The sequence below is a fragment of the Streptomyces sp. NPDC093064 genome (assembly GCF_044754605.1).
GTDB lineage: Bacteria > Actinomycetota > Actinomycetes > Streptomycetales > Streptomycetaceae > Streptomyces.
Map to the genome: position 1 here is coordinate 1 of NZ_JBIVPK010000055.1, position 22,865 is coordinate 22,865.

The following is a 22,865-nucleotide window of genomic DNA, read 5'->3' on the forward strand; positions in this document are numbered from 1 at the left end:
ACCACCCGCGCAATCCGCGACCAACCCCAACGAGCACTTCCACTCCTGGGCATCACCAACAACCCGGGAACCGAGGGAACTTGATCAAGCCCTGGCATGCACCGAGACCTCAGCCCACTTGCATCCATCCCAGAATTCCTCCTTCGCGGTGACCGGGTCGCCTCCGGCGAAATCGAGCACCGCGCTGCGTCGACCCCAAGTCGAAAGTCCCCTTGCAATTGGATCTGAACAGATCTACTTGACAGGGAAGATCGGGGCGTAGCGCCACCGCCCGTGTGACCACACGGCCAAAGCGGGCGCTCGCTGGCTTCTTGCCGTCGTGATCCTCTATCACGTTGCTGCGTACGACCGGATCTGGTGGCTGCTCCGGCACTGATCCGGAACCGCGGCTGCGGCCACCTCCAAAGGGATCCCAATAGCTTGCCGAACACCCCAGCCCGCGGGGCGGACGATGGTCCTTGCTCACTACTTGGCTCAGGGAGTGAGTGCGCCGATGTGGTGACAGGCATCGTGAAAGGGGCCGCGGTGGTGCGCTGCTCGGCGAACCGCATCGCCAGCTGGCCGACGCCTTCGGGTACGTCGCACCGGCTCCGGGCGGGCCGTTCCGGTTGATCGATTGGACGGACACCGCCTGGGGTCCGGCGCCGGTCGGCGTGTCCACCTGGGTCGGCTGCACCCTGGTCGATCCGGACCCGCCCGAAGTCGGTGGGGCCTGCAGATACAGCTCGAGATCGCGCACGTGGAGTTCGGCGCGGACGACGTACCGGCCCTGGTCCACCGTCGCGGCCGCTACGCCACGGTCTGAATCATCCACTCGCCGGCTCCGGTGCCGATTGACGTCCTTGGCTAATGGCAATAGCCTCTGGGCTATGGTTGCTAAGAGGTCGCTGACGCCGGCCGCCGTGGTCGATGTGGCGCTCGGCATCGTGGACGAGCACGGGCCGGACGGCCTCACGCTCGCCGCCGTGGCGCACGGCTGCGGGGTTGCCACGCCGTCGCTCTACAAGCACGTGGCGAGCCTCGGCGAACTGAAGGCGCTCGTCGGAGTGCGGGTGCTGGAGGATATGACCGACCGGTTCACGACGACCGTCTTGGGCACCGGTGGCAACGAGGCGGTCACTGGGTTGATGCACGCCTACCGTGCGTACGTCGCCGCGCACCCGAAGCGGTACGCCGCGCTGCCGATGGACCCGCTGCACGACCCGATCCAGGAGGCGGCCGGCGCGAAGCTCGTCGGCGTCATGTACGCCACGCTGCGCGGCTACGGACTCGAGGGCTTGGCGGCCGTGCACGCGACCCGGCGCCTGCGGGTGCTCGTGCACGGCTTCGCGTCCATCGAATCCGCGGGCGGCTTCGGCCTGCCGGAAGACCTCGACGACACCTACGACCAGCTCATCCAGATGTATCTCGCCAGCCTGAGGAGCGAATCATGAGGATCCCGCTGTCCGTCGCAGGCGTACTGTTCCTGCTCTACCCCGCCCTCCGCCCATGGGAGGACGAGTCCACCACCTCGGGTGCCGCCGCCGCGATGGGCTCCACCGCGTGGATCGTCGCGCACCTGTGCGCGATGATCGGGTTCATCCTGGTCGCGATTGCACTGCTGCCGATCAACCGCGTGGCGGCGATCGTGTTCTGGATCGGCGCCGGCCTGACGCTGCCGTACTACGGCGCCGAGGACTTCGGCCTGCATGCGATGGCCAACCAGTCGAACGTCCTCGACCTGGCCGAGGACGTGCGCTACAACCCGTTCGCGATGACGATGTTCGGGCTCGGGCTGCTGACCATGGCGGCGGGCGCGATCCTCGTCGCAGCCCGGATGCGCACGGTGCCGGCGATCCTGTTCGCGGTCGGGTTCGGGCTGTTCCTGCCGCAGTTCTTCGGTCCGCCCGCGCTGCGGATCGCGCACGGCGTACTGCTTGCGGCCGCCTGCGTGTGGCTGGCCTGGGACGCGAAGCGGATCCAGCCCGCGCCGGTGCCGGCCTGACTTAAGGTCGTTGCCTCCTGCATCTGTGGCTCCGACCTGTGGCGCGCCGTTCGTGCGTCGGTACCGGACAGTCGATGATCACCGCGATCAAGGTGTTGCTCAGGCCCTGATTCTGCGCACGGCGAGTGCGCGCGGAGGCCGTTCGGGCGTCCGCTCCCGTAGTCCAAGTCGCGCTGAAGAGCGGGTGTCATCTACCTCGAAAGGTCGCAGGAGCGTGAAGTCCGCGCCCCTGCTGGAGGATGTCGGTGCTCGCTCGTACGGTGAACGCATGATCCCTGGCTTTCATCGTGCGAAGGGTGGCGGCCCGATGGCCGGCATCCGTCCCGGCGACGACGTCGCGGGCCCATTCGGGCCGTACGGCGTGAACGAGGGCGATGAGTCCGAGTCCAAGAAGATGAGGACGCGTCCACGGAGACCGCGGGCGGCCACCCAGTTCGGGTGGCGCCGGGTGGCAATGGCCCGGGGCTGTCGGTGGCGCGTGGCAGGGTCGCGGTATGAGTTCGGCGACGTGAGGCCTGCGGAAGTGGCAGGTCAAGGTCGACGACCGGTGGCTGGAGATCGCGATGGTCTACAAGCTCGTCGAGTCCGCCCAGGAACGCTGGCGCGCGATCACCGCACCCCACTTTGCGCTGGTCAGGGGCTGCTCAGAGGGCTCCGTGTGGCGGCTTCGGCCTGGTGTCGGTGCTCTGCCACACCATGCTTCTGCGGCTGCAGGACCGCTACGACGCCCGCGCCCGGCAGCACTGACCACTGACGCGCCGACCCACACGGCGGGGCCGACCGCGCAGGTCGCCACGCGCGAAGCGGCGACCTGCGCGGCTGTTAGGCGGACAGGGCCGAACCCGAGCCCGGCCTGTTAACCCTCACCAGTCGATGTCGTCGGGAGGTTGTCGATGATGCTGCGGGACGAGCGCGGGAGCTCATTGCTGTCGGCGGCGAGCATCTGTTGGGCGAAACACAGCCCGGCTCGCCGTCTGCTGTCGTTGATTTGGGCGATCTGTTCGGGTGTCGCGTCGTCGGGCGGATATTCCAGCAGTTCGTACGCTGCGAGGTCGCAGGCATGCCAGGTCGCGTCGCGGGTGCCGTCGGCCCGGTCGGAGTCATCTGCCTGGCTCCATGTGGCTTCGTAGCGGCCCGCTTCTACGATGTCAGCGACCGCACCATGGTAGAGACAGGTGTGGTCCGGACAGATTCGGTCACAGCGCGGGTAGGGCAGCACGTCGCATTCATGCCGGGCAGTCGCGTAGGTGCGGAACAACTCGACTGCCGAGGTCCGGGCGTCATCGGGGGCCAGCAACGCAGAGCGAAGCCGGTCTGCGTAGCCGAGCGTGTCGGTGTAGCTCCAGCCGGCCTGCGCGCCCCTTCTGGCGGCGTACCAGTCCGGTGCGTGTGCTGCGACGCAGCGCAGAAGCGACAGCACACCTAGACCGTACGTGCCAGCGATCGAGGAGATGCAGCACTACCTCCCCACCGGCGTCGCAGGCACCGGTAAGGCCCCCGGGCAGGAGCAGTTGTGAGCGACGACACCGCAAAGCACCCGACCGACAGGCCGGGGACGCCCAGCATCTACCAGTGGGCGGGCGGCGCACTCGCCCTGCAGCGGCTGACCGAGGTCTTCTACGGCCATGTGCGCAAGGACCCGCTTCTGGCCCCGGTCTTTGCCCACATGGACGACAAGCACCCGCACTTTGTGGCCCTGTGGCTCGGCGAGGTCTTCGGGGGTCCGACCCACTACTCGGCGTTCCGCGGCGGCCACCAGCACATGGCCACCCAGCACCTGGGCCGGGGCATCACCGAGGAGCAGCGGCGCCGCTGGGTAGGTCTCCTCATGGACGCGGCCGACGAAGTCGGCCTGCCCCGCGACCCCGAGTTTCGGGCGGTGTTCGCGTACTACATCGAGTGGGGCACCCGGATGGCCCTGATTTACTCAGGGGAGAGTCCACCCCCGGTGGACGCCGCGGACATGCCGCACTGGGAGTGGGGGCAGACCCCGCCCTGGCAGCCCGAACCGCCGCAGCACAGCACCGAGTGACGGCACTCGTCGATCGGCGACGGCGGCGCAGCGGCCCGGAACGGGTGCATCCGGGCCGTTGCGCCTCGCTGCTCCCCGCGGGCTACGAGGGGACAACGAGCAGGCGCGGGCTGCGGGAGGCGATCGCGGAGCTCCGGTGACAGCGTGATGCCCCGTTCATCGATCGTCCGGACGTCCGGGGTCGGTGGCTGTGGCGACGATCTGCATCAGTTCACTCTCCGTGAGGAGCGTGAGCGCCTCCAGTACGGTTGCGTCGATGGCGCCGGTGCTCTTGATACGTCCTGCGCTGATGTGCAGCCGGGATCCCCGCCCGTAGGGGATGACCTGCAGCTCTACTACGGCGAACTCGTTGCGGACATGGAAGCGGCCCTGTGCGGCCTCTGTGCCGTCCATCAGAAGATGACCGCGAGTTGGCCGTCGGTGGGCACCTCGGCGTCCAGGAAGACGTCTCTGCGGAGCAACAGCAGGGACCCCTGGATCAGCGCGATGATGTCCCGCCGCTCCGCCGAGGCCAGCACCGGGGGTTCGGGGAGCCGTGCGCGGACGACGAGGACGTTTGTGTGCACCGTCCACCTAGGGTTGTCCGATCCGGGGATCGGCTCGGCGTCCTGGATGCGGAAGTTCGTCACAAAATGGCGGACGTAGGCAGCGGGGCGTTCTGCCCAGGCGTGGTCCGAGGCGATGCGGCCGAAGCGCATGGCCAGGAAGCTCTTGGACTCGTTGGCGAACTCCAGTGCCTCGTCGTATCGGCCCAGTGCGGGATCCTCACGCGACAGCGGCACCGGAACCCGGTAGTGGAAGTCCTCGTGCAGCAGGGTCAGCCAGTCGTCGTAGCGGCCGGCGTCGAGGTGGGAGGCCTCCTCGATGAGGAACTGCTCGATCTGCCGGTGCTGTTCGATACCCAGGTGCCGTTCGGCCGACGTACTGCTCATCGGTTGCCCTCCATCAGGTCCAGGTACCGGCTCACGAAGTTCCGCTGGTTCGATTCGGTGAAGTCCTGGGGCACGATCCGGCCCGGCCCTTGCCAGGGCGGTGTGTACCGGGTGCTCACCCCGATGCCGAGTTCGTAGGTGTAGGGCGTCTGCGCTCCGGCGACCGTACCGAGTGCCGCGTCGATCCGGCGGAAGTTCTCCAGGTCGTCGGCTTCAAAGAATGACGGGGCGCCATGCTGCCTGGTCGCGAACAGGTACGAGCGTGCCTTCCATGCGTCCGAGGCGTCGCGGGGCACCAGGTTCCAGTACGCCACCTCGTGCGTGTGCTGGTCGATCGGTGTGAGCGCCCGGATCTGGGTGAAGGCTGTCTGCCCCTGGGCGTCCTCGCCGTAGGACACGGGCGCCGTGGTGATGAACAGCAGGTTGGGGAACACCAGGCCGTGGATGACCGAGGTGCGCTCACGGAACCTGCGGTGCTGCGAGTCGGCCTGCTTCAGCGCCGGGCCGAGCAGGTCCTCCTCGTAGCCGAAGACGGTATCCGGGACCTCGGGGTCGACCAGATACTGGCTGCGGAGCGCATGCCCATGCGGCTCGTTCACCACGAACCCTTCGACGGCGCCTGCCTGCGCGCCCATCACCCCGAGCTCGAACATGGTGCGGTGCGCGACCCGCAGGTGGTACCCGTCGCCCGAGAAGTTCTCCGCATGGATCTTCCAGTTCCCGCGGACCTCGACCCGGTGCATGCCTGCGTGCACTTCCATTCCGCCGGGGAAGAAGTCGAACAGTGCGTCGAGGTACCACCGGAAGTCGCCGAGGTACTCCTGCAGCGAGGGCCCGTCGTGGCGCCAGGTAGCGAAGACGAAGCCGTGCAGTGTTTCGACGCGCGCCTGGCGCAGTCCACGTCTGGACAGGTCGAAGTCGGGGCCGTACAGGGCGCGGCGCCCCGGCACCCCCTTGAGCGCGCCGTCGTTGCCGAAGACCCAACCGTGATAGCCGCAGCGGAAGGTCGTGGTGTTGCCGTAGGAGGCCTTGCACACCTGGGTACCCCGATGTGTGCAGGAGTTCAGCATCACCTGGACCCCGTTGTCCTCGGTGCGGGAAAGTATCACTGGGTCGCCGCCCAGGCGCCGGGTCACATAGTCGCCGGGCGTCGGCACCTCGGACTCATGGCCGACGAAGACCCAGTTCACCCCGAAGACGCGATGCAGCTCCTCTTCGAGCACATGCCCGTCGCGGTAGTACGTGCGCGGTATCTGGGTGGGGCCGTCGATGGTGGTCATCCAGTCACTCCTCGCTACTGGCCTGCGGTGCGGGGGAATTGGGTTCAACGTGCGCCTGCGCGTAGCGAAAGTCCGCCGTCGGGGCGCAGGACCTCGCCGGTCATTCCGGCGGCCTCGGGCGAGGCAAGGAACAAGTACAGCGGGGCGAGCTGCTCGGCAGACAGCACGATGCGCAACGGATTGAGGTCCCGCACCGCGGTCGGGGCAAGGAGCTGTCGGCGCACGCCCAGTTCACAGTCGAGACCGGCGTCCCGGTCCACTTCGCCGATCCGCACAGCCCCTGGCCTGGCCGCGCAGCTCGGCATCGAGGACCCGTCGCGGTGCCGAGTGCATGTTCAGGTGGTGCGGCAAAGGGCGTGGTCGATGAGATCGCGCAGTGCGTCTTCCTGACGGGCCGCAGTCTGCGGGTCCGCAGAGCGGCTGTGCGCGGAGACGGTGATAGTGCGTCGACCGTCCACGGTGGTCGCTGCCCGGATGACATATCCGAAGCCGCTGCCTCCGTGCCCGAGGTAGCCGCCGCCGCAGGACAGGGGTGTGAAGAACAGGCCCAGGCCGTCCCGGGTGCCTTCCGGGTGGCCGCCGTCCTGCGGCACCGGCACAGTGTTCTGCATGGCAGCGAGTTCAGCGGGCTTCAGCAGCTGTCCACTTGCCAGTGCACCGAAGAAGCGGTTGAGGTCGCGGGCCGTTCCGGTCATCGATCCGTCGGCCCCGCTGTCGAAAGGACGGTAGGGGATCGTGGTGTCGACCATCCGGCTGTCCACAGTGAACTGCTGATAGTTGGCCGTGTGCGGATACGGAAGGAATGGCCAGGTGCCGGGGGTGTCGGTGTGCTGCAGGCCGAGGGGGCGCAGGATGCGGTCGTGGACCTGCTGTTCCCAGGTGCGGCCTGTGATCTTCTCAATGATCATTCCGGCGAGCACGTAATTCGTGTTGGAGTACGCCCAGCGGGTGCCTGCCGGGAAGGCCGGTTCATGGCGCATCGCCAGGTCCACCAGCTCTTCGGGCTTGTAGGCACGCCACCGGTTGGCGAAGTAGGTCTGGGTACTGGGGTCGGGGAAGACGTCATAGATGTAGTCGGACAAGCCACTGGTGTGCTGCAGCAGGTTACGGACGGTGATGGTCCGGCCGTCGTTTCCAGCACCGGACACGACCCCCGGCAGCACCTGTTCCACTGTCTGGTCGAGGGAGATCCGTTTTTCGCCCACCAGTTGCATCATGACGGTGGCGACGAACGTCTTGGTGGTACTGCCCAGACGCAGGGAGCCATCTTTCGGAACCGGGCGGCGAGTGACCAGGTTCCCCACCCCGGAGCGGGCCGTGACCGTCTCGCGCGGGGTTTCCAGGCGGACCGCTACCCCGGTGACCCCGGTATCCCGCAGCGCGTCGGCGTCACGCTGCACAGACCAAACGATGCCGGATGAGCGTGGCGTGGCCGAAGCCGCAACGGACGGCAGAGATGACACAGCCAGCGCCAGCACCGCAGCTGATAACCACAAACGACGAAAGATCATGACCTGAGGCTAGGAACAGCAAGGGTCACCGGCCAACCGGCATACGCCCCATCCCGAACGGGTGCCAGCCGGATGGACATCACCCGGCATCCAGCACCACCGCTGGCTTCCCCTGTCTGGTCATGCTCCTGAAGAGCAGAAAGAGATCCAGAACCTCCGCGAACGCATCCGCGAAGCCCGCGGCAACGGCTGGCTCGGCGTGGTCGAAGGACTCCAGGTCAGCCTGGACGCCGCCATCGCCAAGCTCGTCTTCACCGATCCTGCACCGCCGCCTCCGCGAGAACCGGGAAAACATGGGGCCCGGGCCTGATGCTCTCGTGGAGTCACAAGCCAGCAGCGGTGAGCATTCGGTACATCTGGGTCGGCCGCAGCGCGGCGTTGGCAGCGGCATCGTCGACTACCTGGGGGTCTGGGTCAGAGAGCAGATGCTCCAGCAACGCGTCCGTGATGTTGGGGTGACGGGCGACCCCGCGGCGCAGGAAGAACTCAGCAGCGGCGGCGAGTTGCTGAAGGTCTGGCACAGGTAGTTCCGGGTCGTGCAGGGCGAGGTAGCGCACGTTCAGGCTTGGTTCGTCAACGAACGTGCGCAGCATGTGACGGGGGAAGTTGGGGTGGTCGACGAGTAGCGGTCGGATGTGGAACACGTCGCCGTGTGCGTGTACCAGCCCTTCCAGGACCTCCCGTGGTGTGTCTGGCCGACGGGCAGCAGCACGACGGACCAGGAGTTCAGGTCGTTGTCCAGCCGACGCCATGCCTCTTCAGGTAGGTCGTGACAGGAGGCCAGTACGCGCCGGAATGTTGTGTACTGGCAGTCCAGGTAGGTCATCCGCTCGTTGAGGGGGGCGCTGACGTTTTAGCGTCGTAATGCCTTGCGCTGTGACAGGACCGGAAGGGTGTGACACCTGCGACGCCCGGGCCGCTGTAACCGGTGTGCCGTGTCTGCGGCGCCGCAAGGCCCGCTCCCTCCGTTGTGCGGGTCGCCCCCGGGGCGGGCAGACATAACCCCCGTCGCCTGCTCGCCCCGCAGAACACGCATCCACCCCTGGCGGCAGCACGCGGCCCGGAACTCTGCAACCACCGGCATAGCTCTATCCATCTCGGCAACGGCCAGCTGCCACTTGCCCTCCGCAGTCGGCCGCGCACAAGGGCGCCGACATCCGCCGCTGGGCGAAGAAGAACAAGGTCGAGTTGTACTTCACCCCGACCTACGCCTCCTGGGCCAACCTGATCGAGGCGCACTTCGGACCGCTGCGGCAGTTCACCATCGCCAACTCCCACCACCCCAACCACACCATGCAGACGCGGGCCCTGCACGCCTACCTGCGCTGGCGCAACGCGAACGCCCGCCACCGCGACATCCTGGCCGCCGAACGCAAGGAACGCGCCCGCATCCGCAGCGAGAAGGGCATCCGCTGGGGCGGACGCCTCCTCGCCGCCGCGGCCTGAACAGCCCGGCATACCTATGCGGTCAGAACCAGTCGCAAACTCGCCCGAACCATCGATACCGCTGCGGCACGGCGGCACAGGTCAAATCGGCCTGACCGAGCGGGTCCAGGTGGAGGCTTCGCTGGGGGAGCGGCCCGGCAGTGTGCGGCGGTGCTAGTGTCGATCTGATTCTCACCCGCCGTCCGGGCATCCTCGGATCACGGGGGGAACGCGACGGAGCGCGCACGATGACTGCCGAGGAACAGACCACGGCGCACGCGACACCAACGGCTGCCGACCCGGTCCGGGCCAGCTCGACCACATCAGAGGATCCAGACAGACCGGGAAACGCCGGACGGTGGCCAGCCACAGCCGTCTTCTTTCTCAACGGGCTCACGCTGTCGACGTATGTCGTCCGGCTGGGATCGCTCAAGGGCAAGCACCATCTGAGCGATGGGCAACTCGGCCTCATCGGCATGGTCTTTTCCGTGGCGGCCCTCGCCTGCATGCAGGGCGTGGGCCCTCTGACGGCGCGGGTCGGGACGCGGCCGGTGCTGCGCATCTCGCTCGTCGTCATGCCCGTGCTGCTGGCGCTGGTCGGCCTGGTGGGCGGAGTCGTCGAACTCGTGGTGGTCGTCACGGCGCTCGGTGCCGTGCACGGCACCACCGACACAGCCATAAACACTCACGCCGTCACCGTCGAACGGCGCCTCGGACGTCCCATGCTCAACGGCTGCCACGCTGCCTGGAGTATCAGCGCGGTCGTGGCCTCACTCGCCACGGCCGTCCTGGAGCGTGCGGGTGTCTCGTTCGCCACGCACCTCGCCGCAGCCGCCACCGTGCTCCTGGCGGGGGGCCTGCTGCTGGGACGGCTCCTGGTGGAGACCGGCACGCGGGGCCGCGCCCCCACGTCCTCGCCCGCACAGCGCCGCCGGGGCCGACGCCGACGGGGAGGCTGGAGCCGCCAGGACGTGGCACTCGGCCTGACCGGCACCGCCCTGATGGTCTGTGAAGGCGCCGCCCTCGGCTGGAGCGCGATCTTCCTGCACGACTCCCGGGACGCGTCGCTCGGTCTCGCGGCGACGGCGGTGACCGCCTACACCGGCGCTCAGGCGGTCGGCCGGGTGATCGGCGACCGCCTGGCCCTCCGCTACGCCGCCCCGGCCCTGTTCCGCACCGGCGGCCTCGTCGCGGCCTGCGGCCTGGCGATGGCGCTGCTTTCGCCGAACCCGGTCACGGCCATCGGCGGGTTCGCCGTCGCGGGCGCGGGCGCCTCGGTCCTGATCCCGCTGGCCTACAGCGCGGTCGGGCAGGCGAAGGCCGACAGCCCGGAAGCCGCGACACTGATCTCCCGATTCACCACCTTCACCTACGCGGGGACCCTGTTCGGCCCCGCCGTGATCGGCTGGGCCGCTCAGCTCGCCGGCCTGACCTGGACGCTCGCCGCGCTGATCCCCGTGCTATGCGCTGTCGCACTCCTGAGCCCACTGCCTGACCGACCACAGCACTGAGGCCGCTGCAGGAGCGACTCCCCGCCACCTCACGCCGGACGCCTGCCCCTGGGACTTCCTGAACTGGCACTATCCCAACCACAACCGTGCAGCTCCGAGCCCTGCTCGCCTACCTGCGCTGGCGCAACGCGAACGCCCGCCACCGCGACGTCCTGGCCACCGAACGCAAGGAACGCACCGCATCCGGCGAGAAAGCCATCCGCTGGGGCGGACGCCCGCTCACGGCGCAGCCTGAACAACCCGGTGAACCTATGCGGTCAGAGCACTAGCCCACATTTCGGCCCCCCTCAGGAGGCATCCGAGGGAGGGCCTGGCCATGGCCATACGAACGAACACGGCGCCCACCCCAGGCACTCAGGGGTGGGCGTCGGCATTGGACCGTCAGCCCGTCCGGCCAGCACGATGCTGGCCAAGGCCTGAAGAGGGTCCGGCTGCAACGTCAGCCGATGCCGCGGCGGCTGGCTTCCTGTCGAATCCGGACCGCGAGCCGACGGGCTCGCTCCGCTTGCTCGTCGCCCACCAGGTGCTCTGGGAGTGGGCCCGGCTTGCCGTTCGGCTCCAACAGCAAATCGGCCTTACGGGGCAGCGGAAGCATGTCCGCGCTCGGGTAGCAGTCTGCCCAGCTGATGCTGCGTCCCGACGGGGGACACAGCAGATCTGCGTGCACTGTGGCCAGCAGTTCGTGAGCCGGCTCCCCGCCAAGCTCCGTCTCGTGCGGCTCGGGAAGGTGTCTTGCGATGAATTTCGCAGCGTTGACCATCCGTCAGCATCGTCGTACAACCCTCAACCCTCCTTGATCGTCAAGGAGATGTGGCCCGGCGTGGGCCGCTGATCGGCGACCACGCCAGCCGCGTGACCTGACCGTCTCTCACCTGGAGATGTAATGAGAGCTGACTCCGTCCGCCGCGCACTGCGGCTCGGAGCCTGTACGACGCTCGCTGCCGGACTCGTCACCCTGGGGCTCACCACCGCTCCCGCGTTCGCCGAGACCGAGCCGGAGACCGACCAACTCTGGATCAACGCCCCGTACGAGCCGACCCTGCCGCTCGGCATCAACGGCGGGACACCGCTCACCCGCACGCTCGATGTCAGGCTCAGCCACGACAACGACCACTTCACTGTGACCGACGGTCGGCTCACCGTGGACGCCTCCGGTCTCGCCGGGGTCGCCGAGATCACCTGGCCGGACAACTGCACGCCGAGCGGCGCGACCGCGGTGTGCGACGTGCCCGAGGTGCCGGGGACCGGGAACACCGGCGGCGAGGTGCACCTCAAGGTCCGCGCGGCCGACGGGGCGTCGGTCGGCGCGCAGGGCCGCATCACCTTCGAAGCGACGGCCACCGGCGGCCCGGACGGCACGCTCACCGCGCCCCGGGACAGCTTCGAGACCACGGTCACAGTCGCGTCGGGACCCGACCTCGCGCTCACGGCCGGCAAGGACATCGAGCACGCCCGGCCGGGCAGCAAGCAGAAGCTCCCGCTCACGCTCACCAACCACGGCAACGAGACCGCGCACGGCTTCACCATCAGGATGATGGCCTCGTACGGGGTGCAGTACCTCAACCGGTACGACGCCTGCACCTACACGACGTCGAGCGGGGACGAGTACGCCCCGATGTCGTACGCGGACTGCACCTTCGCACAGGATCTGGCCCCGGGCGCCTCCTTCAAACTGCCCCAGCCGCTGCGGGTCGCACTCACCCGGCAGGCGCTCCAGGAGCGGGTGGACATCTCGGCGGACCCGGTCGGCGCGACCAACCTGGGGGGCTACAACAGCTATGTGGCGCTACAGATCGGCGCGGACAACACCGCCGACTTCTCGGTGACCGGCGCTGCGGTCCAGGGCGCGGCGGGCGAGACGGTCACCGCGTCGCTCACCTTCAGGAACAACGGTCCCGGCTGGCTGGGCAACCTGGGCTCCGGGGACCCGGTCGCCGCGGTCCGGCTGATCGTTCCGCCCGGCACCACGGTCACCGGTGTTCCGGAGGGCTGCGGGCCGCGCACCCTCTCCGGCAGTTACTACCCGAACCGCACCGGCGCCCCGCGCTACGACTGCTCGCTGCCCTACTGGGTGCTGGAGAACACGGAGCGCTCCTTCGCCTTCAAGCTCCGGATCGACACGGTGGTGCCCGGAGCGACGGGTGAGGTCAGCATCCATCCCGAGTTCGGCGAGTTCCGCCACGACCCGAACCCCAGGAACAACACGGCCGTACTCACCGTGAACTAGCGCACACCAGCGCCCCGAAAGGCACCCTTGTCTCTGCGCGTCGCGCGGGTCTTCTCCGCGCGACGCGCCTCCGCCTTCGCGATCTTCTCGGCGTCGTTGGCCAGTTCGCGGAACATCCCGCTGATCGGGTTGGTGAAGCCGGTGAAGTACAGGCCGGGGGCGTTGCGGGCAGCGGCGCCGTGGAGCACCGGCCTGCCGCGGGCGTCCAGGACCGACGAGCCCCTCCAGGGCGCGGACATACCCGGTCGCGGCGATCACGGCGTCGGGCTCGATCCGGCTGCCGTCGACCAGGACGACCTTGCCGTCCTCGAAACAACTCGCTACCGCACGTCCTCGCGACTACGACGACGCCGCGGCCACGCTCGCCCTGCACGACCGCGCCCGCTACACCGACGGCTGTGCCGCCTACCCCGTACCGCCCTGGGCGGGCGTCTTCCTGCGGGCTGCGGCCTGCTTCGCCCGGCTCGTATCCGGTGAGGACCAGGAACTGCTCGCCGCGCCAGGAGACCGCGCGCACCTGCTATGCGTGGCGGAGACGGCTAGGCTGCACCCGCCGCCCGCCGCCCGCCGCCCGCCGCCCGCCGCCCGCCGCCCGCCGCCCGCCGCCCGCCGCCCGCCGCCCGCCGCCCGCCGCCCGCCGCCCGCCGCCAAGGCCCGGCCATGTGGAGTGGGACTGGCGCGAGCGGCAGGAGGCCAAGAGGTACGAAGCGATGCTGGCTGCGATCGCTCGGTTTGGTGTCAGTGGATGGCGTGTCAGTGGTGGGTTCCCGTGGCGGTGTCCGGACGCGCTGGCTAGGACCTGGTGTCCTAGCTCAGACACCAGCCGCAAAGTAGCCGGGTGATCACTTGGTCACCGCCGTGGCGGCCTGCTCGTCGTGTTCGCGGAGCATCCGCATGACGGTGGCGGGTGAGGGGCGCTGTCCCTTCTTCGCGCCGGTGGTGATGACGAGCCGTTTGGCGATGTCGCGCAGGCTCATCTCTTGGTCGCGCAGGTGGAGGGCCATGGACAGCATGGACTCGTCGGTGACGCCCGCGCCGCCGATGGTCTTGCCGCGCTTGCGGGCGGACTCGTGGCCTTCGAGGGTGCGGTCCCGGATGTACTCACGCTCCATGCCCGACATGGCCGCGAGCACGGTGAACACGATGCCGGAGGGGTCGTGCGAGCCTTTCAGCTCCCCGGTGAGGAACTCCAGGCCGACGTCGCTCGCCTTTAGCTCCTCGGCGAGCATGGCGAGTTCGATGCCGCGGCCGAGTCGCTTGTGCTCGTGGACGACGAGGGTGACGGCGACGCCGGAGGAGCGGATCTCCCCGGCGAGCTTCACGGCGGCGTCCAGCTCCGGGCGCTTGGTGGCGCGGGTGGAGATCTTCTCCGAGAAGACCCGGGAGACCCCGGCTTCGGCGAGGGAGTCGAGCTGCGCGTCGAGGGACTGCCGGGCGGTCGAGGCGCGGGCGTACCCGAGGCGGACGTGCCCGACCGGTTCGGTGCCGGCGCTCACCGGCCGGGGCAGCTCGGTCCACGCCGAACCCGGCTTGCGTACGGCGGGGATCGGCACGCTGAGGGCTTTGGCGAGTTGGGGCACGAGGCGGAAGCGGGCGGTGTGGTACTGGATCGCCACCTTGCCCTTGCCGGTCCGGCACGGGGAGCCCGCGGGGGCGGCGCAGGTGGACATCGGACAGTCGTGCGATTCCACGCGCTTGAAGTCGTCGCTCACGACCTCGGAGTGTTTCATGAGGGCGTTTCAGACGTCCAGTCGTTTGCAACAACTCATGAAACATGATCGCCGCAGGTGGACCGCCGCGTGGCCGGGTGTTTCACGAGCGACCACCTATTAGGACTCCGTTAGGTTGCTCTGGCTCTTGGGTTTGGGCTGGTGGTGGACGTTCTGGGCAGCGGGCGGTGGCATGTGGTGCAGGTGCCGGTCCAGCAGTTCAGCAGGTCTTGGATGGTGTCGAGGATCTGGTAGAGGGTGAGTCCGCTGTATCGGCTTTTGGGATCAGGCGCTGTTCCGTGAGGAACGCGTGGGCGGCGGTGACCAGGGTGACGTGGTGGTGCCACCCGGTCCAGGAGCGGCCCTCGAAGTGGTCCAGGCCCAGGCCGTGCTTGAGTTCCCGGTAATCGTGCTCGATGCGCCAGCGGATCTTGGCCAGGCGGACCAGTTCAGCCATCGAGGTGGCGGCGGGCAGGTTGGACAGCCAGTAGTCGGTGGGTGCTTCGGCGTCTTCGGGCCATTCGACCAGCAGCGTGACCTCGGGCAGGACACCGTTCCAGCAGCCCTCCCGCGCGGTGGCGGTGGCCCGGGCCAGGCGGCGGGATCGGATCCCGGCCGGCCGCAGCCGCAGGGCCAAAAAGCGTGAGCGCACCGGTCCGCGGGAGCCTTCCCGCCAGGTCACCTCGGTGAAGGCCTGCCGTCCCCGGCCGGCCGCCAGCGCGGCCACCGGGGAGGGCTTGTCCCGGTAGCGGGGCTGCGGCTTGCGGCCGTTGCCCGACCAGGGCGGCGTGACCGGCTCGGCGTCGTGCGGGTGGACGGTCACATCCGAGCGGATGGCGACGACATAGCCGATGCCCCGGCTGTCCAGGCCGTCGCGGAAGTCGGCGTTCTGCCCATAGCCGGCGTCGGCCACCAGCACCGGCGGGACCATGCCCCACCCGGCCAGTTCATCGATGCTGTCCAAGGCCAGGCGCCACTTCTCCCGGTGCCCTACCTCCGGTGGAATTCCGGTCTTGCACCGCCGTCCCGGATCGTCGACCCACTCCTGGGGGACGAACAACCGCCACTGCAGCGGACAGGACGCGGCATCGGAGACCGCATGCACGCTGACCGCGACCTGGCAGTTGGCCTGCTTGCCCAACGCCCCGCAGTACTGGCGCGCGACCGCCACCGACATCTTCCCGTCCTTGGGGAACGACACGTCATCGACCACCCAGGCATCTGGGCCGATCAGCGGCACCATGCGCTCCGCGATGCGCCGGAGCACCGGCATCGGATCCCAGGTCGACTGGTTCACGAACTGCTGCAGGTTCTGCTCGTTGCCGTCCGGCAGTCGCTCCGCCATCGGCTGGATCGACTTGCGCCGCCCATCCAGCATCAGCCCTCGCAGGTAGCAGTCACCCTTCGCCCGCTGATCCTTGCGTGGCACCGATGCGAAGACATCCGCTACGAATAACGTCAACTTCGCCCGAGCACGGTTCACTTCATGTGCGTCCACAACGTCCAACATGCCCCAAACAGGGCCGAGAAGACCTAACGGAGCCCTACTATGAAACAGTCACGGTCGGAAGTCCGCGCTTCCATGCTGCTGCGGTCGGACGGCGGGGTCCTACCGCCCGGCGAGCTGGGCCGAACACCGTTCACGAGCCGGGGTGCGTGGTCAGCAGCCGCCATACCGTCAGGCAAACCCCCAGCTCACACCCTTATACGGGACAGTCTTTAGCGTGGCACTTCTTCTCGGTCGTGCAGTGGAGACGGGTTGAGCTGTTGCTCTTGGACCGGCCCCCTTCGCCGGAGTGTTCGGTGGCGAGTTGCCAACGCGATCGCGTTCGGGGGCGAGGGGGCTTTCACTGCCAAGCTGATCCGGGTGAACCCCGAGGGCGTGCGGCATCACGTTCTTCACGCCCCCGGCTGGCATCTTGGAACTGCCGGAGGGGTCTGCCGTACAGAGCAAGGCCCCTCCGGCTCGCTGCTGGCGCTCAGGCTCAGGCGGTCGGGATGATGCCGAGCTGCTGGAGGACCTTCACGCCGTCGTCGAGTCCGAGCTCTTCGACGATGAGGCCGTCCTGGACCTTGATCACCGTCTTGCCGGTGAAGCGGAGCGTCTTGCCGGACGCTGCCGGCGCGGAGCCGATGGGCAGGTCGTCGAAGACGATCGGCCCGGTGTGTGTGCCGCCGCCCTCCCACTGTCCGACGACGTAGTCGCCCTCGGCGATGAGGTCCGCGGTGCCCCAGAAGTTGAGGTCCGGGAACGCGGTGCGGAAGTTGGTCGCGAAGGCGCGCACCTCGTCCCGGCCGCGCATGGGCCTGTGCAGCGAGTACTCGAACCGGATGTCCGGGGCGGCGAGTTCGTCGATGATGCCGGGGTTGAAGGGGTTGCCCCAGAACTCGGTGAACCACCGGCCGACGATGGCCTTGTTCTCTTCGAGCGACATGGGTCTGTCCTTTCTGTTGTTGTCACCGATTCGCCATCGGCGTTATGACATTCCGAAGACGTTCGCCGGATCCGAAACGTGAGATCGGAGATGGAGATTTATGGGATCGAACTGAAGGGCTAGTGGTATGTGCGTGCGAGTCTTTTCGGAGAGTTCAGGGCGCACTGCTGCAGGCTCTGCGGGGTCATGCCGGGATGGGCATTCATGGCGGTCGCGGGGCGGCCGTGGCGCCTTCGTGGGCCGGCCGTGGCAAGGCCGGCGGGCTGGCCGGTGATGAGAGGGGCGGGGTCGAAGACTGCACGGCGAGGGGTCTTGATGCCTCCGGTCAGGCGGCTGCCTCGCTGGAGTGCAGGCCGAGGGCCTCGTAGATGGCCTCTGTCGTTGTACCGCTTTGGACGATCACGCGGTCGATGCCTGCAGCGCGGGCGTTGCGCAGAAGCTCGATCTTGAGCACGTGCGCCACCCACGTCTCCTGGGTAGGTTCCATCCACGTCACGACATCACGAGCGATATCGCCGGTCGGGTCGATGACCGAGATGCCGACCATTTCGTTGCCCTGGCGCGCTACGACGACGAGACTTTCGTCGCGGATCGTGAAGGGCAGCACGTCGATTCCACCGAAGAACATGGCGGACTGGAGAAGATCTCCGACCGCCCTGCCGAGCTGGGCCGACCGGGATCTTTCCTCCGAGAGGTTCGGGAAGGAGTAGGTGGCAGCGGTCGCGCGCCGCCTCTCCGCCCTAAATTTGGAGGCGTCGAAATCGGTCAGGTCGTATGTCTTGCCCTGTCGATCGGCCATTCGTTTTCCTCCTGCACGCCTTTTGTTGCAGCGGTGCCCCTGGCCGTCGGGCGCGTGACGGCCACGGACACGCTGAGCTGACTTGGGTCAGCGGCGCCGGGAGGTTGCCTCCCGGCATAAGGAAGACGTCGGTTCGCGCAGGAGTGTGAGATCCGGATCTGGCTTCAGGCGCGCGTCCTTTCCTTCCCGGGCGGTGCGTAGGCGGCGTTTGCCCACAGGTGCATGAGCGCGTAGGAGCGCCATGGCGCCCACCGCTCGGCGGTGGTCCGGGCCTGGTCGGCGGTGACGGATCCGAGTGCCCTGCGGGCGACCAGGTCGCCGGGGGCGAAGGTGTCGGGGTGCTGCCGTGCGCGCACGGTGAGGTAGTCCGTGGTCCAGGGGCCGATGCCGGGGAGTTCGAGCAGGGCTCGGCGTGCCTCGTTGGCGGTGAGGTGCGCGAGGGTGAATCCGTCCGCCCACCTCTGGGCGACGGCCCGAAGGGTGCGGGTCCGTGCGCGGGTGAGGCCGACGGCCGCCTGTAGTTCCGCGTCGGGGATCGCCGCGAGCTCTCGTGGTGCGGGGAGAGTCTTCAGCCCGCCTGCCGGCGTTCCGTAGGCGGCGACGAGCCTGCCCATGAAGGTGCGGGCCGCGGCGAGCGAGACCTGCTGGCCGACGACCGTCGCGATGACCGCTTCGAACTCGTCGGGGTAGCCGATGAGCCGGATGCCGGGCCGGTGCTCGACCAGCGGGCGGATCAGCGGGTCGGTGGCGAGGGCGTCGGCGATCCGTGCGGTGTCGGAGTCGAGGTCCAGTCAGCGACGAATCGGCACCGCCAGGCCGTCGGGGTCGGGGATCTCGTCGGGCAGGTCGACGGTGACCTGGTCCTCGGCGAAGGTCACCGTCACTCGTACAGGCGCCCCTGCGTGGTGCAGGAGTCTGGTGTGGGTGCGGCCCGCGACGTCTGCTTCTTCAGCTCCTGGGATCGCGTGGGCGGCCAGCATCCGCAGCGCGGTCCCACAGTCGGTGGGGCCCTGGGGGAAGAGGCGGAGCAGGGTCACGATGTCCAGACTCCGGAGCTGCCGCGCCGGTGCGAGTCCAGCAGGTGGGTGTCGACGATGCCGATCGCCTCCATGAGCGCGTACATGGTGGTCGGACCGACGAAGGCGAAGCCGCGCCGTCGCAGTTCCTTCGACAGCGCGATGGACTCGGCGGACTTCGTGGGGATCTCCGCGAAGGTCCGGGGGCGGGGGGTGGTCTCGGGCCGGAAGGACCACACCAGGCGGGCCAGGCCCATGTCCTCGCGCAGCCTGATGGTGGCGCGGGCGTTGGTAATGGCCGCCTGGATCTTCTGCCGGTTGCGCACGATGCCGGCGTCGCCCATCAGCCGTTCGACGTCGGTCTCGGTGTACGCGACGATCACGTCCGGATCGAAGTCGTCGAACGCCGCACGGAACGCGGGTCGTTTGCGCAGGATCGTCGCCCAGGACAGACCCGCCTGGAAGCCTTCGAGACTGACGCGCTCGAAGACGCCGCGTTCGTCGGTGACCCGCATGCCCCATTCGGAGTCGTAGTAGTCACGCAGCAGGGGGTCGACGGCCGCCCATGCGGGCCGGGCGAGTCCGTCCTCTCCGACGACGACGCCGGGGTCGGCGGTAGTGGTGTGGCTGGCTTCCTGTGTCACGCGATCACCCGTCGAGCCCTGTCATACGCATCGTGATGTTGATCCGGCCACTGCTGATGCCGCACCCTGCGGGGGCGGTGTCAGCATGCACCTTGGTGACACCGTGGAAGGCGAGGCGGGCGGGTCCGCCGAAGACGAAGAGGTCACCGGAGGCCAGCAGCAGGTCCGAGTAGGGCTTTGTGCGGCTTTCGGTGTTGCCGAAGCGGAACGTGCAAGTGTCGCCGATGGACAGCGACACGACCGGGGCGCGAGATTCCTCGTCCTTGTCCTGATGCATCCCCAGTCGGGCGTTGGTGTCGTAGTAGTTCACCAGCGCGGTGTCCGGCGTGTACGAGCCGGTCGTGGCCGTGTCGTGTCCGGTGGCCTGAAGGGCATGGCGCCCCAGTCGGATCATCCAGTCGGGGAACGGAAGGGCACGGGCTCCGTTCACGTCGGTGGCCGCTCTCGTGTACCGGTACGGCTGCCAGTGCCAGCCCAGGCATACGGTACGCACGGACATCTGGTGTCCGCGGACCGTTGCGGCGCGCAGGGGGACGGGGCCTCGCGCCCACTCGTGGAACCGGTGTGCGATCCACTGCTGCTGTTCCAGGGTCAGCCAGTTCGGGACATGGGTGGCGCCCGGGGTGATCTCCTGCGCGTCGCGCTCGGGGAGTTGTGGAGTGAACAGCGCTGTCATGGCCGGTCCTCCGTGCGGGTGGGGTGCTGGAGGGTGTCGTCCTCGACGAGCCAGGTGGTGCCGTGGGCGGTCGCGCCGGCCAGGCCGTTCAGGTTGATCAGGCCGACGAGTGCGAGCGTGCGCGGGTCACCGATCGCGGCGTTCGCCAGGGTGCGTTCGGGGCGCCACGGCGTCGACCACAGCAGCCGCCGGGTCATCTGAGCCCAGCCGGTCGCCGGGCCGGTCATCACCCACAGGTCGGGGTTGGCATCGGCGAACCGTGACGCGTGGCGCAGCCAGGAGGCCCCGGTCTCGGGCCAGGTGATCGTGACGAGGGTGGTGCCTCCCGCGTGGTCCCAGGCCGATTCGATCAGGCGTGAGGTCTCAAGCGCGTGCGGGGTGCGGCCGGAGCCGATCACGACGGTGTGGGCGCGGCGTTCGCGAGCCAGGCGGACGATGGCCGCGACCTCGGCGGCCGTGGCCGTCAGGTCCGCGTCGTAGCTCGCCGGCCTCTTCAGCAAGGGGCTGGTCAGGGGGTCCATGGTCGGCCGTTCTCTCGGGCTGTCTTCCACCGCTGGTAGCGGTCCTTGCAGCAGGCGGCGCAGGGCCGGAACCCGGCGGCGACCGCGGTGGCCTCGTCGGCGAAGAAGACCCGGTGCTTCACGTAGCCGCCGCGGGCGATGGCGTGCAGGGCGGCGGGGCAGTCGAGCCGTCCGTAGATCTTCGAGCCACGGTGGCCGCCCCACTCTCCCTTGACCGGCGACCGGTAGGACCGGCCGTCGGCCCCCAGGAGGGTGTAGGTGTTCATCGCGTCGCTCATGCGGCGTCGTGGAAGACGAGGGCAAGGGTGTGACGTTCGCCGGACCGGATGGCGGACACGCCGTGGCGAACCGGCGCGGCGGACCATCCGCGGGCGGACCTGACGGGCCGGTCGCGAGTGGTGAACAGGTATCCGTGACCGTGCGGCAGCAGCGTGGACGTGCCCCGGGACTGAGCGCGCGGGCGCTGTTCCAGGAGCAGGAACTCGCCGCCCGTGTGGTCCACACCGGGCTCGTTGAGGTTGATCACGACCTGCAGCGGGAACACGAGGTCGCCGTACAGGTCGCGGTGCAGGGCGTTCCAGTCCTTCTCCCGGTAGCGGAGCAGGATCGCCGTGGACTTCGTCTGGCCGGTGTCGTGGCACATCTGCAGCCACTCGTCGAACGAGTCCGGCCACGGCGCGGGCCTGCCCAGCTTGGTCCACCAGTCGCGGGCGATGGGCAGCAGCCTCGGGTACAGCGCCTGCTTGAGCCGTTCGACCGGCTCCGGGTACGGCGTGTTGAAGTACCGGTACTGGCCTTCGCCGAAGCGGTGGCGGCCCATGTCGACGGTGCTGCGGAACAGGCCGTCCTGCTCGTACAGCTTCCTGATCTCCGCGGTCTCCTCGGAGGTCAGCAGCTGCGGCAGCAACGCGCCGCCGTACTCGTTGACCTCCGCGGTGATCGCCTCCCAGTCGCCGGACTCGACGCGGCGGCGCCACCGGTCCGTCTTCTGCCCGGTCGCTGTCGTGGTGCTCATGCCGCAGCCTCCAGGTCCAGCAGAGTGGTCTTGGCCTCGAGCCCACCGATGTAGCCGCCGAGGGTGCCGTCGGTGCGCAGCACGCGGTGGCACGGGACGACGATCGGCAGCGGGTTGGTCGCGCAGGCGGTGCCCACCGCCCGGACGGCCTTGGGGTTGCCGACGAGCTCGGCCATGTCGCGGTAGCTACGGGTCTGGCCGTACTCGATCTCGGGCAGATGCGTCTGCACCAGGCGCCGGAATCCGCGCGACAGCGACAGGTCCAGCGTCAGGTCGAAGACCTGGCGGCGCCTGGCGAAGTACTCGTCGATCTCGCGAACCGCCTCATCCAGTCGCTTGGGGGCGCGCAGGATGCGCGGGCCGAGCTTCTGGCCGAGGGCTTCCAGGACCCGGTCGTGGTCCTCGCCCGCGTACGCCACACGGACCAGCCCCTTCGGGGTGGCGGCGAGCAGCAGCTTGCCGACGGGCGAGTCGATGGTCGTGTAAGCGACATCGATCAGGTCGGCTTGCTCTGCGGCCTGCTCCAGACGGCGGTGGAGGCGACTGAGAGTGTCGGCGTCCACGGCTGTCGACAGCAGGACGGCCATGTCGTCATCGTTGCGCATGTCGCTCACGACGATGCTCCTTTCGTGATCGCGCCCGGATAATGTTTCCTGAGATTCTTGAGCCCGTCCGCGGCGGCTCTTCGGGCCGCCTCGACGGTGCCGCCGAGGATCTCCGAGATCTCGGCGTAGGTCAGCCCCGCCACATACCGGTAGGCGATGGCCTGGCGTTGCTTGCTGGGCAGTTCCTTCACCGTGGCCCACAAACCGGCGGCCTCGGGGTCCGGGACGCCCTGCCCTGCCGGCGCTTCCGGTACTTCGTCGACCGGCAGGGGGCTCCTCTTCGCGGCGCGCAGCACGTCGATCGCCTTGCGGTGCGCGATCGTCACCAGCCACGCCTCCACGTTCGCCGTCTCCGGCAGATCGGGATAGGCGCGCATGGCGGCCAGGAAGGTCTCCGACCACGCGTCGTCCGCATCGTGCGGGCCGAGGACGACCCGGCAGACGCGCAGCACGGTCGCGCCGTGCTGCGCCACCACACTCTCGAACGGTTGTTTCATGTCCATCCCATTGAAGACGTACGTGCGGCGGCAAACGTGAGTTTCC

The 22,865-nt window shown here is 68.6% G+C and carries 26 protein-coding genes and 4 pseudogenes; 8 read left to right on the plus strand and 22 right to left on the minus strand.

The annotated features are described in order from the left end of the window. Positions 1-869: 869 nt before the first annotated feature. A complete protein-coding gene (locus tag ACIQFZ_RS36590) occupies positions 870-1,433 on the plus strand; it encodes a WHG domain-containing protein (protein WP_365433924.1) in 564 nt (187 codons plus the stop codon). Further along, positions 1,430-1,984, plus strand: a complete 555-nt coding sequence (locus ACIQFZ_RS36595; protein ID WP_141364062.1) for a hypothetical protein — start codon at positions 1,430-1,432, stop codon at positions 1,982-1,984. The genes ACIQFZ_RS36590 and ACIQFZ_RS36595 overlap by 4 nt, the downstream gene beginning before the upstream one ends. An 856-nt stretch (positions 1,985-2,840) precedes the next feature. Here the strand turns inward: ACIQFZ_RS36595 and ACIQFZ_RS36600 are convergent. Further along, a complete protein-coding gene (locus ACIQFZ_RS36600; protein WP_402693243.1) occupies positions 2,841-3,404 on the minus strand; it encodes a hypothetical protein in 564 nt (187 codons plus the stop codon). A 93-nt stretch (positions 3,405-3,497) separates the two neighbouring features. On the opposite strand from ACIQFZ_RS36600, the gene ACIQFZ_RS36605 reads away from it, so the two are divergent. After that, positions 3,498-4,016, plus strand: a complete 519-nt coding sequence (locus ACIQFZ_RS36605; protein ID WP_383061541.1) for a group II truncated hemoglobin — start codon at positions 3,498-3,500, stop codon at positions 4,014-4,016. Positions 4,017-4,172: 156 nt separating this feature from the next. On the opposite strand, the gene ACIQFZ_RS36610 is transcribed toward ACIQFZ_RS36605, so the two are convergent. The 5 genes from ACIQFZ_RS36610 to ACIQFZ_RS36630 form a co-directional block, all read right to left on the minus strand. Then, the gene (locus ACIQFZ_RS36610; RefSeq protein WP_365432685.1) at positions 4,173-4,409 is read right to left on the minus strand and encodes a hypothetical protein; all 237 of its coding nucleotides are present in this window, start codon (positions 4,407-4,409) and stop codon (positions 4,173-4,175) included. Further along, entirely contained in the window at positions 4,409-4,948 is a 540-nt protein-coding gene (locus tag ACIQFZ_RS36615; protein ID WP_383061540.1) for an aromatic-ring-hydroxylating dioxygenase subunit beta, read from the minus strand. The genes ACIQFZ_RS36610 and ACIQFZ_RS36615 overlap by 1 nt, the downstream gene beginning before the upstream one ends. Beyond that, positions 4,945-6,228, minus strand: a complete 1,284-nt coding sequence (locus ACIQFZ_RS36620) for a Rieske 2Fe-2S domain-containing protein (protein WP_365432679.1) — start codon at positions 6,226-6,228, stop codon at positions 4,945-4,947. Before ACIQFZ_RS36620 ends, ACIQFZ_RS36615 begins: the two co-directional genes overlap by 4 nt. A gap of 44 nt (positions 6,229-6,272) precedes the next feature. Then, a complete protein-coding gene (locus ACIQFZ_RS36625) occupies positions 6,273-6,452 on the minus strand; it encodes an SDR family oxidoreductase (protein WP_402693265.1) in 180 nt (59 codons plus the stop codon). A gap of 111 nt (positions 6,453-6,563) precedes the next feature. Next, positions 6,564-7,739 carry a serine hydrolase domain-containing protein gene (locus tag ACIQFZ_RS36630; RefSeq protein WP_402693244.1) on the minus strand — a complete coding sequence of 392 codons (1,176 nt, stop codon included), beginning with the start codon at positions 7,737-7,739 and terminating at the stop codon, positions 6,564-6,566. Between the two features lie 61 nt (positions 7,740-7,800). On the opposite strand from ACIQFZ_RS36630, the gene ACIQFZ_RS36635 reads away from it, so the two are divergent. Next, positions 7,801-8,049, plus strand: a complete 249-nt coding sequence (locus ACIQFZ_RS36635) for a hypothetical protein (protein ID WP_402693245.1) — start codon at positions 7,801-7,803, stop codon at positions 8,047-8,049. Between the two features lie 13 nt (positions 8,050-8,062). Here the strand turns inward: ACIQFZ_RS36635 and ACIQFZ_RS36640 are convergent, their stop codons facing one another. Both ACIQFZ_RS36640 and ACIQFZ_RS36645 read right to left on the minus strand, forming a co-directional pair. Beyond that, a complete protein-coding gene (locus tag ACIQFZ_RS36640) occupies positions 8,063-8,332 on the minus strand; it encodes a hypothetical protein (protein WP_383061551.1) in 270 nt (89 codons plus the stop codon). Between the two features lie 66 nt (positions 8,333-8,398). Next, positions 8,399-8,491, minus strand: a pseudogene (locus ACIQFZ_RS36645) (hypothetical protein); the annotation flags it as partial. 382 nt (positions 8,492-8,873) lie between these two features. Between ACIQFZ_RS36645 and ACIQFZ_RS36650 the strand changes: the two are divergent. The 4 genes and pseudogenes from ACIQFZ_RS36650 to ACIQFZ_RS36665 form a co-directional block, all read left to right on the plus strand. Further along, positions 8,874-9,185: pseudogene (locus tag ACIQFZ_RS36650) on the plus strand (IS630 family transposase); the annotation flags it as partial. A gap of 227 nt (positions 9,186-9,412) precedes the next feature. Next, complete coding sequence (locus tag ACIQFZ_RS36655; RefSeq protein WP_402693246.1) at positions 9,413-10,675, plus strand: MFS transporter; 1,263 nt, start codon at positions 9,413-9,415, stop codon at positions 10,673-10,675. Positions 10,676-10,749: 74 nt separating this feature from the next. Beyond that, positions 10,750-10,944, plus strand: a pseudogene (locus ACIQFZ_RS36660) (hypothetical protein); the annotation flags it as partial. Between the two features lie 614 nt (positions 10,945-11,558). After that, positions 11,559-12,902, plus strand: coding sequence for a hypothetical protein (locus ACIQFZ_RS36665; RefSeq protein ID WP_383061534.1), 1,344 nt, complete (start codon positions 11,559-11,561; stop codon positions 12,900-12,902). On the opposite strand, the pseudogene ACIQFZ_RS36670 reads toward ACIQFZ_RS36665, so the two are convergent. The 14 genes and pseudogenes from ACIQFZ_RS36670 to ACIQFZ_RS36735 form a co-directional block, all read right to left on the minus strand. Next, positions 12,899-13,214: pseudogene (locus tag ACIQFZ_RS36670) on the minus strand (NAD(P)/FAD-dependent oxidoreductase); the annotation flags it as partial. The gene ACIQFZ_RS36665 and the pseudogene ACIQFZ_RS36670 sit on opposite strands and share 4 nt — an antisense overlap. A 530-nt stretch (positions 13,215-13,744) precedes the next feature. Further along, positions 13,745-14,614, minus strand: coding sequence for a recombinase family protein (locus ACIQFZ_RS36675; protein WP_402693247.1), 870 nt, complete (start codon positions 14,612-14,614; stop codon positions 13,745-13,747). 217 nt (positions 14,615-14,831) lie between these two features. After that, the gene (locus ACIQFZ_RS36680) at positions 14,832-16,109 is read right to left on the minus strand and encodes an IS701 family transposase (RefSeq protein ID WP_402693248.1); all 1,278 of its coding nucleotides are present in this window, start codon (positions 16,107-16,109) and stop codon (positions 14,832-14,834) included. A 487-nt stretch (positions 16,110-16,596) separates the two neighbouring features. Beyond that, the gene (locus ACIQFZ_RS36685) at positions 16,597-17,046 is read right to left on the minus strand and encodes an ester cyclase (RefSeq protein ID WP_402693249.1); all 450 of its coding nucleotides are present in this window, start codon (positions 17,044-17,046) and stop codon (positions 16,597-16,599) included. Positions 17,047-17,371: 325 nt separating this feature from the next. Next, entirely contained in the window at positions 17,372-17,845 is a 474-nt protein-coding gene (locus tag ACIQFZ_RS36690; RefSeq protein WP_383061532.1) for a hypothetical protein, read from the minus strand. 164 nt (positions 17,846-18,009) lie between these two features. Then, positions 18,010-18,636, minus strand: a complete 627-nt coding sequence (locus tag ACIQFZ_RS36695; RefSeq protein WP_402693266.1) for a DNA-3-methyladenine glycosylase family protein — start codon at positions 18,634-18,636, stop codon at positions 18,010-18,012. Next, positions 18,637-18,882, minus strand: a complete 246-nt coding sequence (locus ACIQFZ_RS36700) for a hypothetical protein (protein WP_402693250.1) — start codon at positions 18,880-18,882, stop codon at positions 18,637-18,639. It lies immediately after the preceding gene. Continuing rightward, positions 18,879-19,505, minus strand: coding sequence for a DNA-3-methyladenine glycosylase I (locus ACIQFZ_RS36705; protein ID WP_376654595.1), 627 nt, complete (start codon positions 19,503-19,505; stop codon positions 18,879-18,881). Before ACIQFZ_RS36705 ends, ACIQFZ_RS36700 begins: the two co-directional genes overlap by 4 nt. Before the next feature lie 4 nt (positions 19,506-19,509). After that, entirely contained in the window at positions 19,510-20,181 is a 672-nt protein-coding gene (locus tag ACIQFZ_RS36710) for an alpha-ketoglutarate-dependent dioxygenase AlkB (RefSeq protein ID WP_376654594.1), read from the minus strand. Continuing rightward, positions 20,178-20,702 (minus strand): hypothetical protein, encoded by a 525-nt coding sequence (locus ACIQFZ_RS36715; protein WP_376406789.1) that lies wholly within the window; start codon positions 20,700-20,702, stop codon positions 20,178-20,180. Before ACIQFZ_RS36715 ends, ACIQFZ_RS36710 begins: the two co-directional genes overlap by 4 nt. Beyond that, positions 20,690-20,980 (minus strand): Ada metal-binding domain-containing protein, encoded by a 291-nt coding sequence (locus tag ACIQFZ_RS36720; RefSeq protein WP_383061529.1) that lies wholly within the window; start codon positions 20,978-20,980, stop codon positions 20,690-20,692. Before ACIQFZ_RS36720 ends, ACIQFZ_RS36715 begins: the two co-directional genes overlap by 13 nt. Continuing rightward, positions 20,977-21,717: a 2OG-Fe(II) oxygenase gene (locus ACIQFZ_RS36725; RefSeq protein WP_376654592.1), complete on the minus strand. Its 741-nt coding sequence runs from the start codon at positions 21,715-21,717 to the stop codon at positions 20,977-20,979. Before ACIQFZ_RS36725 ends, ACIQFZ_RS36720 begins: the two co-directional genes overlap by 4 nt. Continuing rightward, positions 21,714-22,322, minus strand: a complete 609-nt coding sequence (locus ACIQFZ_RS36730) for a methylated-DNA--[protein]-cysteine S-methyltransferase (RefSeq protein ID WP_402693267.1) — start codon at positions 22,320-22,322, stop codon at positions 21,714-21,716. The genes ACIQFZ_RS36725 and ACIQFZ_RS36730 overlap by 4 nt, the downstream gene beginning before the upstream one ends. A 5-nt stretch (positions 22,323-22,327) precedes the next feature. Beyond that, on the minus strand, positions 22,328-22,819 hold the full coding sequence (locus ACIQFZ_RS36735) for an RNA polymerase sigma factor (RefSeq protein ID WP_376607598.1): 492 nt from the start codon (positions 22,817-22,819) through the stop codon (positions 22,328-22,330). Positions 22,820-22,865: the final 46 nt, after the last annotated feature.